The 11,853-nt window shown below is 35.1% G+C and carries 15 protein-coding genes and 1 pseudogene; 5 read left to right on the top strand and 11 right to left on the bottom strand.

Translation table 11 applies throughout. The annotated features are described in order from the left end of the window. Nucleotides 1-216: 216 nt before the first annotated feature. A complete protein-coding gene (locus tag AZF08_RS01615) occupies nt 217-1,893 on the bottom strand; it encodes a glycoside hydrolase family 13 protein (protein ID WP_033672296.1) in 1,677 nt (558 codons plus the stop codon). Between the two features lie 256 nt (nt 1,894-2,149). Here AZF08_RS01615 and AZF08_RS01620 point away from each other — a divergent pair, with 256 nt between their 5' ends. Next, entirely contained in the window at nt 2,150-3,250 is a 1,101-nt protein-coding gene (locus AZF08_RS01620) for an ABC transporter ATP-binding protein (protein WP_033672297.1), read from the top strand. Between the two features lie 60 nt (nt 3,251-3,310). Here the strand turns inward: AZF08_RS01620 and AZF08_RS01625 are convergent, their stop codons facing one another. From AZF08_RS01625 to AZF08_RS01635, 3 genes are all read right to left on the bottom strand, one after another. Beyond that, the gene (locus tag AZF08_RS01625; RefSeq protein ID WP_033672298.1) at nt 3,311-3,820 is read right to left on the bottom strand and encodes an SDR family NAD(P)-dependent oxidoreductase; all 510 of its coding nucleotides are present in this window, start codon (nt 3,818-3,820) and stop codon (nt 3,311-3,313) included. Nucleotides 3,821-3,885: 65 nt separating this feature from the next. Beyond that, nucleotides 3,886-3,984, bottom strand: a complete 99-nt coding sequence (locus AZF08_RS01630) for a hypothetical protein (protein ID WP_033672299.1) — start codon at nt 3,982-3,984, stop codon at nt 3,886-3,888. A gap of 254 nt (nt 3,985-4,238) precedes the next feature. Next, the gene (locus AZF08_RS01635; protein ID WP_033672300.1) at nt 4,239-4,694 is read right to left on the bottom strand and encodes an RDD family protein; all 456 of its coding nucleotides are present in this window, start codon (nt 4,692-4,694) and stop codon (nt 4,239-4,241) included. A 141-nt stretch (nt 4,695-4,835) separates the two neighbouring features. Here AZF08_RS01635 and AZF08_RS01640 point away from each other — a divergent pair, with 141 nt between their 5' ends. Then, nucleotides 4,836-5,273 (top strand): DUF3997 domain-containing protein, encoded by a 438-nt coding sequence (locus tag AZF08_RS01640; RefSeq protein WP_033672301.1) that lies wholly within the window; start codon nt 4,836-4,838, stop codon nt 5,271-5,273. 51 nt (nt 5,274-5,324) lie between these two features. Here the strand turns inward: AZF08_RS01640 and AZF08_RS30650 are convergent, their stop codons facing one another. The 3 genes and pseudogenes from AZF08_RS30650 to AZF08_RS01650 form a co-directional block, all read right to left on the bottom strand. Further along, nucleotides 5,325-5,498, bottom strand: coding sequence for a hypothetical protein (locus AZF08_RS30650; RefSeq protein WP_167332911.1), 174 nt, complete (start codon nt 5,496-5,498; stop codon nt 5,325-5,327). An 82-nt stretch (nt 5,499-5,580) separates the two neighbouring features. Further along, nucleotides 5,581-6,333, bottom strand: a complete 753-nt coding sequence (locus AZF08_RS01645; protein ID WP_033672302.1) for a hypothetical protein — start codon at nt 6,331-6,333, stop codon at nt 5,581-5,583. Nucleotides 6,334-6,361: 28 nt separating this feature from the next. After that, nucleotides 6,362-7,092, bottom strand: a pseudogene (locus AZF08_RS01650) (DUF4184 family protein). 161 nt (nt 7,093-7,253) lie between these two features. Between AZF08_RS01650 and AZF08_RS01655 the strand changes: the two are divergent. After that, a complete protein-coding gene (locus tag AZF08_RS01655; RefSeq protein ID WP_033672303.1) occupies nt 7,254-7,472 on the top strand; it encodes a hypothetical protein in 219 nt (72 codons plus the stop codon). Nucleotides 7,473-7,482: 10 nt separating this feature from the next. Beyond that, complete coding sequence (locus AZF08_RS01660; RefSeq protein ID WP_033672304.1) at nt 7,483-8,211, top strand: AAA family ATPase; 729 nt, start codon at nt 7,483-7,485, stop codon at nt 8,209-8,211. 93 nt (nt 8,212-8,304) lie between these two features. Here the strand turns inward: AZF08_RS01660 and AZF08_RS01665 are convergent, their stop codons facing one another. The 3 genes from AZF08_RS01665 to AZF08_RS01675 form a co-directional block, all read right to left on the bottom strand. Further along, nucleotides 8,305-9,480 (bottom strand): acetyl-CoA C-acetyltransferase, encoded by a 1,176-nt coding sequence (locus tag AZF08_RS01665; protein WP_033672305.1) that lies wholly within the window; start codon nt 9,478-9,480, stop codon nt 8,305-8,307. A 140-nt stretch (nt 9,481-9,620) separates the two neighbouring features. Next, the gene (locus AZF08_RS01670) at nt 9,621-10,070 is read right to left on the bottom strand and encodes an NUDIX hydrolase (protein WP_033672306.1); all 450 of its coding nucleotides are present in this window, start codon (nt 10,068-10,070) and stop codon (nt 9,621-9,623) included. 112 nt (nt 10,071-10,182) lie between these two features. Then, nucleotides 10,183-10,476, bottom strand: coding sequence for a DUF3928 family protein (locus AZF08_RS01675; protein WP_033672307.1), 294 nt, complete (start codon nt 10,474-10,476; stop codon nt 10,183-10,185). A 422-nt stretch (nt 10,477-10,898) separates the two neighbouring features. On the opposite strand from AZF08_RS01675, the gene AZF08_RS01680 reads away from it, so the two are divergent. Next, nucleotides 10,899-11,519, top strand: a complete 621-nt coding sequence (locus tag AZF08_RS01680) for an ImmA/IrrE family metallo-endopeptidase (protein ID WP_033672308.1) — start codon at nt 10,899-10,901, stop codon at nt 11,517-11,519. Between the two features lie 12 nt (nt 11,520-11,531). Here the strand turns inward: AZF08_RS01680 and AZF08_RS01685 are convergent, their stop codons facing one another. Continuing rightward, complete coding sequence (locus AZF08_RS01685) at nt 11,532-11,831, bottom strand: hypothetical protein (RefSeq protein ID WP_033672309.1); 300 nt, start codon at nt 11,829-11,831, stop codon at nt 11,532-11,534. Nucleotides 11,832-11,853 lie beyond the last annotated feature (22 nt).

The raw sequence follows: 11,853 nt of genomic DNA on the forward strand, positions 1-11,853 counted from the left end.
TTCCATAATTTACAATCCAATGTATCGTTTTTATGTACCAACATACTCCCCCCATCGCTACTTGCTATTCTAACCGAGCAACAAGTGATGAATTTCCAGGAAACTGCGATCGATATTTATCTAGAATTTCCTCAGAAGAAATATCTTCTTTTGTATACTTCTAATAAAAAAGAGGAACCCGTTCCCAAGTCCCTCCATTTCCTACCTATATATTGCTTATTTCACTATATATACTCTCGTTTCATATGGCTGTAAAGAGATACTCTCAATCGTTACCTCTTGCACATCATAATTGTGTATCAATAATTCTGAACTACTATAAGCTATCTCCTCCGGCAGTTCAAATACACACACATCTTCAGTAAAGTTCGCGATGACAAGTAATTTCTCATCTTTCCAGGTTCGCACATAAGCAAAAATAGATGGGTGTTCTTCTAAAATTAAGTCATATGTTCCATATATAATCATTTCATGTTTTTTACGGAGCTCAATCAACTTCTTGTAATAATAAAAAATTGAATTTTTTTCTTGTAATGCTTGTTCTACATTAATTTCTTTGTAATTAGGGTTCAATCCAATCCATGGCTCGCCTGTTGTAAACCCAGCACACTCACTTGCATCCCACTGCATCGGTGTTCTAGCGTTATCTCGACCTTTTATATAAATAGATTGCATTACTTTTTCTTCATTTTCACCATGTTCGATTACTTTTTCACGGTACATATTTAGCGTTTCAATATCACGGTACTCATCAATTGAATCAAAGTGAACATTTGTCATTCCAATTTCTTCTCCTTGATAAATATAAGGAGTGCCTTTCATCATGTGAAGTACCGTCGCTAACATTTTTGCTGATTCTGTGCGATAGGTTGTATCATTACCAAAACGAGAAACAACACGCGGTTGATCATGATTATTCCAATATAAACTATTCCATCCTGTCTGTTCTAATGCCTTTTGCCATTTTGTTAAATTCTGCTTTAATGTAAGAAGTGAACATGGCTTTACGTCCCACTTTCCTCCCTCACCAGAATCTAAATCCATATGTTCAAACTGAAATACCATTTGTAATTCTTGACGATCTTCAGCTGTGTAAAGTTTCGCTTCTTCCGTTGTTACACCAGGCATTTCGCCAACTGTCATAATATCATATTGGGACAGTACTTCCTGATTCATTTCATGTAAATACGTATGGATATTTGGTCCATTCATAAAGTGTTGATGTCCGGATACATAACCTTTTTCCTCTGTCTTCACAGCTGGAAACCCTTCTTCTTTCGAAATAAAGTTAATCACATCCATACGGAAACCATCAATTCCTTTTTCAAGCCAAAACTTCATCATTTCATAAATATCTTTTCGTACTCGTTCGTTGTCCCAGTTTAAATCAGGTTGTTTTTTAGAAAACAAATGCAAATAATATTCATCCGTCGCTTCATCATACTGCCATGCAGATCCACTAAAAGCTGCTCCCCAGTTATTTGGCTCTTTTCCTTCCTTCCCAGGACGCCAAATATAGTAATCTCGATATAGATTATCTTTTGATTTACGAGATTCGATAAACCAATTATGTTCATCAGAAGTATGGTTAACAACTAAATCCATCATTAATTTCATATTACGCGTATGCATTTCGCTTAATAATTCATCCCAATCGTTCATCGTCCCAAACTCATCCATGATTTTTTGATAATCACTAATATCATAGCCATTATCATCATTAGGAGATTCATAAACTGGCGATAACCAGATTACATCTATACCTAGTTTCTTTAAATAATCAAGCTTTGAAATAATTCCGCGAAGATCACCAATTCCATCACCATTACTATCCATAAAACTACGCGGATAAATTTGATATACAACACTTTCTTTCCACCATTGCTTTGTCATCATGCTACCCCATTTCGTTATATAATTGAAAAATCAGGCGCAAACGTTTTCATTAGTGAATGATAACAGATTTTAAAAGAAATGAAAATAGCGCTTACATTTTTTTATAATCTATTTAAGACGATTTTACTAGCCATTCCACACAGTTTATGAAAACGTTTTATTTTTTTGTTCCTTTTTATTTATTTTTTGAATTCATTCGTTTATAATAAATTCAAAGAAAACGTTTGCATAATTTTTTCTAGGGGGAAAAGTCATGGCAGAACTAAAGTTAGAAAATATTTATAAAATATATGATAATACCGTAACAGCAGTAACAGACTTTAATTTACACATTCAAGATAAAGAATTTATCGTATTCGTTGGTCCATCTGGATGCGGGAAATCAACAACATTACGAATGGTAGCTGGGCTCGAAGATATTTCAAAAGGGGAATTTTCAATTGATGGTAAAGTAATGAATGATATTCCTCCAAAAGATCGAGATATCGCTATGGTTTTCCAAAACTACGCTCTTTACCCACATATGAGTGTATATGATAATATGGCATTCGGCTTAAAGCTTCGTAAAATACAAAAAGACGAAATCGATCGCCGTGTAAACGATGCGGCTCGAATTTTAGGACTTGAGGAATATTTAAACCGAAAACCAAAAGCATTATCCGGTGGACAACGGCAGCGTGTTGCATTAGGGCGTGCAATTGTCCGTGATGCAAAGGTTTTCTTAATGGACGAGCCTTTATCGAATTTAGATGCGAAATTACGTGTCGCGATGCGCTCAGAAATCTCTAAACTACATCAACGACTTGGTACAACAACAATTTATGTAACACATGACCAAACCGAAGCAATGACTATGGCATCACGACTTGTCGTTATGAAAGACGGGAAAATCCAACAAATTGGCTCGCCAAAAGAAGTATATGAAACACCAGAAAATATTTTCGTTGGCGGATTTATCGGCTCACCTGCAATGAACTTTTTCCATGGTAAATTAACAGAACAAGACTTTATTATAGATAATAAGATAAAGATTAAAGTAGCTGAAGGAAAAATGAAATTATTACGTGAACAAGGCTATGTAAATCAAGAGATTGTATTAGGAATTCGTCCAGAAGACATCCATGATGAACTTTTATTTTTAGAGGCATCGCAAGATACAAGTTTCACAACACAAATTGAAGTCGCAGAACTTTTAGGTGCAGAATCTATTCTATATATGAAACTTGGAAATCAAGATTTCGCAGCGCGCATTGACGCAAGACATACTTTTGCACATGGTGATCAAATCAAACTTGCATTTGATATGAATAAGGCGCATTTCTTTGATAGTAAGACCGAAAAACGGATTCGCTAAAAATACTTTTCCTTTATGAAAACAAAAAAACCGTCCCAACTTGAGGGCGGTTTTCAACTATTATACTAGGGTTTCTACTGTATGAAATGATGAGTTCTTCGCACTAATTATACCAAAAATAGGTAAATCACTTAACATCACTTCTTCTTGCTGTTTCATAAAAGATGACGTCAATTGTTTTATTTCTATCCAAACATCATTAATACAAAGTACATTGGAATCGTTCCCTTGTTGACGAGAGAAAATAGAATCTATTTTATATAAAACTGCGTTATTAAACAGCATATCAATTCGATTGTAAGCTTCAATAGCAACTCCAATAACATGTTGCCAATCTCCTTGTTTTCCCATATCATGAGTAACAAAAAATGCCTCTCCACCTAAATCTACAATTTCATCTACTGTTGCTTGTCCATTTTCTTTATCAATATCCGTCACAATTACTTTTGCACCTTGCCCTGCCAACAAAAGAGCTGTACTACGTCCAATACCGATGCCACCGCCTGTTACAACAGCGACTTTCCCTGCAAGCTTCATCATCATTACCCCTTCTGTAAGTCTTACCGTCATTCAGTATACTCCTTTCTCCAATAAGTCTGCAAGCAGGAAAAGTTAATATCACAATTCGTAAGCGTTTACTTATTTATTTTCTCTTTCTTCTTGCTATTGTATTGATCAAAAGCTAGACCGATGAAAATAAGTATCCCCCACAAAATGAAACTACCTCCTGTCATTCCGATCTCCCCCTTGTTATATATTGCATCTATTTTATTTATTATATCATTAACTTAATTTTCAATCTATTTTAATCAGAATCCTACCCGTCCCCAAACTCCTGTCCTTTTTGTATTTTTTGTTGCAGTATTACTAGCGGCAAATAGCTGAGTAAAAAAATAGGATGTTTTAAAAAAGTTTGCCCCTGCTTACTCTTTTAAAACATCCTTCATCATTATGGAAGTTTCACTTTATTATTTCATAATATTATTATTCACACGAGACTCATCACTTTTGTCTTTGTAATTAAATCATGAAATCCACTATTGTCCTGACGGAACAACATCATGTATACATTGCATATAGAGGGGATTCCAAGTAACAATATGTTTGGTAATAACAATACAAAGAATCGTACTGTTAAAGTTTTAATTGTTAACTTTTCATTCACAAGTGATATAAGTCTTGTCCGTGTTAGTTTTTTACCAATTGTACAACCTTTCCACACCAATGGTACAAAAATAAAATATATAACCATTAGTATAAAAACAAGCGCAAGATCATATCGATAATCCCCTAAACTTATATTAAAACGATTAAAAATGGCGCCATAGTTTCCTGTTATAATAGCCACAACCACACCGTACATAACCGAGATTAAAAACATATCGATAATGGAAGCACCTAGGCGATTCATTACCACCGCTGGACGATGCATCTTTAACTTCATTTTATGTCGACTCCTTCGTATCCTTCTTTACCCGTTTCATCGTACCATTTCTAAAAAACATTGTAAACAACTCATATATTGGCGTTTCTATTCGTTTTCTTGTACAATGTGTTACAACAGCATTATAAGGAGGTTTTCATATTGAAGCGATGGATAACTCTATTTGCTATCATATTGTTGACCGGTTGCTCAGGAAACTCTAATCATTCGTCTTATACCATTAATGACGAATATGAACTAATAAATACTTCCGGAAATGCATATGAAATTTTCCCAAAACAGGACGCTATATACGCTACGCAATATATTCCAGCTAAAATTGTAGAAATTGCATGGGACGATCTATACATTATTGCAAAACAAATTGAAGAAAAATCAGATCCAAATAATCCAGATGCCGGTATTACAAATAAGCAGAACGAGCATTATTGGATTATTGATATGAATAACAATCGGCGTTTTGGTCCTTATAGTGAAAAACAATTTCAGGAGCAAAAAGAAGCATTTCGAATTTCTAAGCAATTACAAACTGTAAAAACATATATAGAAGAACAAAAAAAACAGTCGGCAAATACGTAAAACTCGCCGTTTGTTTTTTTATGCACAATATGACGCTTTTCATTTCACTCACTAACCTTGATAACTAGGATTTTCTCCTTTTATCGTGAGAACAGCACCACATTTTTTACAAAACTCTATCTCCGCGACTGTTTGTACAAATAAAATAAATTCTCCTTCTTGATTCAGTGCCACTGTTCCTTTTTCTATCTCTTGGCTTCCGCATTCATAACATCTTTTTTCCATCTCTTTTCCTCCCTTGTACTTTGCATATATATTCGTTGTAATACAACAAATTCCTTGTTCGTTTTCTATACAAAAAAACATCTCACTTAGACAGTGAGATGTTAAATGTTTGCGGTTCTGCGACGTTTTCATGTGTATCACCTGTTGCCAGAATATCCGTTGTAAATGCTATTTTTTTGATCTCATTTTTCTCATCTTCGAGTATTAATCCAATGATTCCGTCTCTTGCTTCACCTGGTTTATAATCGGCCCTTGATACACTCTTTGTGCCTACAAGTGTATCCTCTTCATATAAGAAATTTTGTTTCGGTACATTAAATTGCTGCGTTTCATTAACCGTTACGTCATTCATGGAGAAAAACTGCATTTCTTTGTCTCCACTATTTTCTACTTTATATGAAATTTCAACATAACGTACATGATCTTCAATCGTTTTTCCACTTAATGAAGCATATAATTCAGCATCTTCACGACTAACTTTCTCCCCGAGCCTACGCTGTACTTCATCTGGGCTTAATGCCGTATAAACTTTCAATGTCTCTTTTGCCTCTTCGCTCATTTGTGATAATGAGATAACTTTTACATCTTGCACATGAATTTTCATTGGAGCTACTTCAAACGTTTGATTCACATGTTGCAATTGCTCTAATTTAAATACGCCCCAGCCTTTTTCTTTAACAGCTTGACCAACTTTTTTCAATTCTTTCCCGCCATATTCAGTCGTCTCTGGAATTGATTCTTTCTTCTTCGCTTCTTTTTTTTCTTCCTTATGGAAGCAACCACTTAGCATAACGAGAAAACTACATAAAATACAAACACTTTTCCATGCTTTCATCTTCTTACTCCTAACACACTCATTCATATTAACTAGATTCTTCTCTTGCTTTGTATATGATAGAAACAATGAGAATCCCACAAAAAACACTTGTAAGTCCGGATACTATTATACTCCCTATTTGTAAAATTTGAAAATATGGATCTAATGAAGCATGAACAATAAATACTCCTAACGAGGCAGCCGCCGACCATCCCCAATATTCTCGTTTTTTACTTGCTGAAATTCTATCTACTTTTTCCTGAACATCTCGGTATTTCCAAAGAACATACATAAGTAACAACAATCCAATAAGCGCGCTCCCATGCTGCATACATTTATATATTGGTATCGAATATATATGTTGCTGTAAAAATCGTAGATTCATAACGAAATAACCGGTTTTATGAGTAAATGAATCCCAAGTCAGCATACCCAACAACGCAGAATAAAGAAAAACGAGAGTATCTTTCCATGAAGTAAGCCCACACTTTTCCTCTGCTACATACCGATAGTACGTAGAAAACGGATACGGTAAATATGTTATAAATGGTCTTTTTAAGATATAGTGATATGTATACGCCATAATAAAAACAAGCGGCATATTCAGATAAAAAATCCTAGCCATGTATGCCCAATAACACCATACGGCCTAAAATGTAAAAAATATTCAAAATCCGGAGCCATACTTCCTAATACAAGCGCCGTTACTGAAACATATTGAGATTTTCCCCTGCAAAAAGGAATAACAGCCGCAGGGTGCGCAAATGTAAATGGCATATTTTACTCCTTTCTAAATTTTAAAACTTCGCCTTTATAGAACATAACCTATCATAACGATATCAATTCTTTATATGCAATACTTATTTTCACATTGGAATATCTATACTTTAAATGATACAATTTTTTATGTAAGGTTTAAAAGATAGGGAGGGATAGATGTGTCACTAATACTCACCTTTTTAATTATTCTTACTATACTTCTCATCAGTACGTACATTGGATTTCTTCTATGGAAACATATAAAAATAATAAAGTATATTCCGGCTCTATTAGGTTTTATTGCCGTAGTATTCATTGTTACTTTAACGAAAAATACATATGGATGGGAAGGCCTAGGTTTTGCTGCGATATTAGAAACAAAATCTTCAATGAATTGAGGTTTATATTTTGAATGAGCATACACCATTTGTAAAAAGCGTCTCCTTACAAAAAGAAAGTATCCCTAATTTTTCCGTTTATCCATATTGCTTACCTGCTATCCGAACATTGCATTCACTAGATTTTCATCCGAATGTAACATTTATAATCGGAGAGAACGGAACAGGAAAATCTACATTATTAGAAGCGATTGCTATCGCTTTAGGATTTAATGCGGAAGGCGGGACAAAAAACTTCCGTTTTGCTACACATGATTCACACTCATCCTTACACAAATATATTCGAGTAGCAAAAAGCTTTTCTACTCCAAAGGATGGATTCTTTCTACGTGCGGAGTCATTTTATAACGTTGCTTCTTACATAGATGAAGTTGATGCAGTTAACTCCTATGGTGGCATATCATTACACGACCAATCACACGGTGAATCATTCTTTTCTTTATTTATGAATCGGTTTTCAGGCGAAGGTTTATATATTTTAGATGAGCCTGAAGCAGCTTTATCTCCAATGAGACAACTTTCTATGCTCATTCGAATGCATGAATTAGCCCAGCAAGGATCACAATTCATTATCGCAACGCACTCTCCTATTTTAATGGCCTATCCACAAGCTAATATATATTCTTTCTCACAAGAAGGAATCACTGGAGCAACACTAGAGGAGACTGAGCATTATCAAACGATGAAACTATTTTTCGAGAATCGCGATCGGTTGTTTCATCATTTATTTCAATCCTAATTCAAGCATGTTCTTGTAGATATATGACATTTTATTAATAACTAAAGAAATAATATGAAACCACAAAAAAGAAGCAGCGGGCTGCTTCTTTTTTTATAGTGCTTCTATAAATAACGCTACTCCAATGCCACCACCAACACACAGAGATGCGATACCTTTCTCTAAACCTCTTCGCTTTAATTCGTGAATTAAACTTACCGTAATCCGCGCTCCTGTACAACCGATTGGATGCCCAAGTCCCACACCGCTTCCATTGACATTGACTTTTTCACGGTTTAAACCAAGTTCTTTCTCAACTGCTAAGTATTGTGCAGCAAACGCTTCGTTAATTTCAAATAAATCAGCATCTTCTAATGACCAATTTACTTTCTCTAACCCTTTACGAATTGCTGGTGCTGGACCAATTCCCATAACCTTTGGATCTACTCCCGCTACAGAATAGCCAACAATTCTTGCTAGCGGCTGTAAACCTTTTTCTTTAGCCTTTTCTTCACTCATTAGTACTAGAACTGCACTTCCATCATTAAGACCTGATGCATTCCCTGCAGTTACTGATCCACCTTTACGAAATGCTGGCTTTAAGCCTGCTAATTTTTCTGCTGTAATATCCGCACGTGGATGTTCATCCTTTGTAAATACTACTTCTTTTCTACGTTCTTTTATTGTAATCGGAACAATTTGCTCATCAAAATAACCTGATTCGATTGCCTGAAGCGCCAATTGATGACTACGCAGTGCAACCTCATCTTGTTCCTCTCTTGTAATCTCATATTGTTCAACTAAGTTCTCTGCTGTTTCTCCCATCATAATATGGTGAATTGGATCTTCTAAAACTTCCCATACTGTATCACGAATTTCTCCATGCTGAAGACGCTGTCCCCATCGGTGTTGCTTTAATGCATAAGGACTTGAACTCATCGCTTCAACTCCGCCCGCAATAACAACTTCACTTACACCTAATTGAATTTGCATTGCTGCTGACATAATTGCTTGCATACCTGAAGAACATTGACGCTGAATCGTATAACCTGTAACCGTTTCTGGAAATCCTGCTGCTAATGCAGCTGTTCGCGCTGTATTTGCTTCATCTGTTCTTTGAATACAATGACCTAAAATTACTTCATCAACTTCATGTGGTTCCACTCCACCTCTTTTTACAGCTTCTTGAAGTACAGGAACAGCTAATTCTACTGGCGTTACATTTTTAAGCGCCCCTCCAAAAGTTCCAATTGGTGAACGAACTGCAGCTGTAATGACAACATTATGCATCTTGCACTTGCCCCTCTCTTATGTACCCTAGTAAGTTTTTGGATGGAATAACATAAGTTGCATATCTGAATTTATCATACTACAAACATACTAAAAAATCAAAATATTTGATATAATAAAAATAGAGGGAATCTTCCCCTCTATTCTGTTAACGCGTATAAGAATTTCTGTAAAATTTTCTCTGTTGTTTTATTTAAATTCGGTAACTTTGCGGCAGAAAAATATCGAAGATCCAATCCTTCTTGATCTAGCTCCATTTCTCCACTCACATGATGCGCCTGATACAGATGAATTACATTATAAATTTCATCTCCATTTGGATAGCGATAATATAAATCTTTCCCAGAAAGAACACCAAGAAACTGTAATACTTTCGCTTCTAATCCTGTTTCTTCCAACAACTCTCGCCTAGCTGTTTCTTCCGTTGTTTCTCCTAACTCCATCGCACCGCCTGGTACACCCCAATCATATGTATCTGAACGATATTGAAGCAACACTTCTTGTTTTTCATTTAAAAGAATCACTGCGGATCCTACAAGAATAAGCGGCCTTGTACCAACCAAATCCCTTAACTCTTCAATATACCCCATCAAATAACTCTCCTTTCCTCACCCTTCCTTATCATAGCAAAATTCCGCATTTTTTTGTTCCATGTATATAAAATATTCTTACCCATAAAAAAAGGAAGCTTCGGCTTCCTTCTTACTTACGAAAACTTTCATATTTAACGGCTTCAAATGCATTCTCAATCTCTTCATTTCTATAATGAACATATGTAAAACGTCCTAATTCTACTAAACGAGCGATTTCTTGTAATACTTTTTGTTTTTCATATGTCTCTTCAATCTTCACCTGTACATAAAACTTCATTAGTGGATGTTCATATAAAGCTTCCCCAATTTCCACATATACATCTTCCACACCTTGAACCACTCTTACATAACTTGCAAATTGATAAACAGCTTCTCGATCTGAAACAATCTTTAATGTGTACATATTATTCTCCCCCTTCGCTTTTACTATACCAGAAAGAATAGCATACAATTGGATCGAACTATGAATATTTTCTGACTTATCCCACTTTTTCTCACAAATCTATATTTTTTTTTCGTCAAAAAAAACAGCAGCCAATAAACAAATTACACAAAAAAATCCCCCATGGTTACTGCATTTTCTATTATTCTATTACAATCCCCCCTACACTAAGACACAGTGCTGCTAAAAAACGAAAAAATCTCGCTTTCATATATGTACCTTCTCTCAATTTATATAAATCCTTATATAAGTATTTACGAATTTAATTTCGTTATCAATTACCCCATAATAAAACCTTATCTATAGGGATTATATCCATGCATATCATTTCTCCATCACATACAGTGTAGAAAGAAACTGTTTTCCCTTTGAGGTGTTTTCTAATGGATCCATATGTCAACATATGCATTTGTATTACTCCTGGATCAGATATCGCAAATGACCGTATCGCAAAAGATTTAGCTGTTGCCGAATCAATATGGCACCCGATTTCGTTTCAAATTAAGGATGTCATTGTATTAGATGAATCATTTCGATTTTATGATAAAGAAATCAGTTACGCCGATTCTCTCCAAAAGCAACCTAAGCTCTCTTCCTTTTTTTATACATGTGCAACACAAGTTCCTGATTGTGACCTTTATATTTGCTATATTGGTAGTAATTATTTTAAAGAACAATCTGTGATTGCATGTGCCTATTCATTAGCTAAGAAACAACTCCTTACAGGTTATATTATTCTTACGAATTCTGCTTCCCCAATGAAAAATATATACACACTTGCTCATGAAATTGGCCATATTTTATTTACGCGACGTGTTCATGGAAAGCTTACCCACGCAGATCCTCACTCCCGAACCGGGTCTGAACATCATCCTTCTTCTACAAATCTCATGCATCCAATCGTCCCCCGTCCAGACAGGGTCCCTATCGCTTCTTTACTAACAAAAGAACAGCGCGCTTTATCCTTACAAAGCACTTTATTACACAGAAAAAACAGTAACTAAGATAGTTACTGTTTAAAATACAATACTCAAATCCACAAACCAAATACCGGCTGCAAGGAAAGTAAATAAACAACTAAACGAAAAAATAATTCCTCGAAATATCCCCTTATAATATTTCTTTGGAAATACTTTTTTACAAATCCAAAGCAGCCCTTTTCCTATTACCCCAAACCAAAGAAGGTATCCTGATGTATCACCTAATAAAGTACCAAAATAGTCTTCATCTATTTCTTTGGCAAAGGTAGTATATAGCCCTAGACCGGCTATCAATAGAAAACAAATAGACAATATAAGCACGAAAACCATTTGCATATATAATACTCCATTCCCCTTC

Source organism: Bacillus gaemokensis (assembly GCF_001590835.1).
Classification (GTDB): Bacteria; Bacillota; Bacilli; order Bacillales; family Bacillaceae_G; genus Bacillus_A; species Bacillus_A gaemokensis.

Excerpts from the sequence above, each read along its gene's own strand:
- AZF08_RS01615 (WP_033672296.1), bottom strand. The coding sequence starts at position 1,893 with ATGACAAAGCAATGGTGGAAAGAAAGTGTTGTATATCAAATTTATCCG.
- AZF08_RS01620 (WP_033672297.1), top strand. The coding sequence starts at position 2,150 with ATGGCAGAACTAAAGTTAGAAAATATTTATAAAATATATGATAATACC.
- AZF08_RS01625 (WP_033672298.1), bottom strand. The coding sequence starts at position 3,820 with ATGACGGTAAGACTTACAGAAGGGGTAATGATGATGAAGCTTGCAGGG.
- AZF08_RS01630 (WP_033672299.1), bottom strand. The coding sequence starts at position 3,984 with ATGACAGGAGGTAGTTTCATTTTGTGGGGGATACTTATTTTCATCGGT.
- AZF08_RS01635 (WP_033672300.1), bottom strand. The coding sequence starts at position 4,694 with ATGAAGTTAAAGATGCATCGTCCAGCGGTGGTAATGAATCGCCTAGGT.
- AZF08_RS30650 (WP_167332911.1), bottom strand. The coding sequence starts at position 5,498 with ATGGAAAAAAGATGTTATGAATGCGGAAGCCAAGAGATAGAAAAAGGA.
- AZF08_RS01645 (WP_033672302.1), bottom strand. The coding sequence starts at position 6,333 with ATGAAAGCATGGAAAAGTGTTTGTATTTTATGTAGTTTTCTCGTTATG.
- AZF08_RS01665 (WP_033672305.1), bottom strand. The coding sequence starts at position 9,480 with ATGCATAATGTTGTCATTACAGCTGCAGTTCGTTCACCAATTGGAACT.
- AZF08_RS01670 (WP_033672306.1), bottom strand. The coding sequence starts at position 10,070 with ATGGGGTATATTGAAGAGTTAAGGGATTTGGTTGGTACAAGGCCGCTT.
- AZF08_RS01675 (WP_033672307.1), bottom strand. The coding sequence starts at position 10,476 with ATGTACACATTAAAGATTGTTTCAGATCGAGAAGCTGTTTATCAATTT.
- AZF08_RS01680 (WP_033672308.1), top strand. The coding sequence starts at position 10,899 with ATGGATCCATATGTCAACATATGCATTTGTATTACTCCTGGATCAGAT.
- AZF08_RS01685 (WP_033672309.1), bottom strand. The coding sequence starts at position 11,831 with ATGCAAATGGTTTTCGTGCTTATATTGTCTATTTGTTTTCTATTGATA.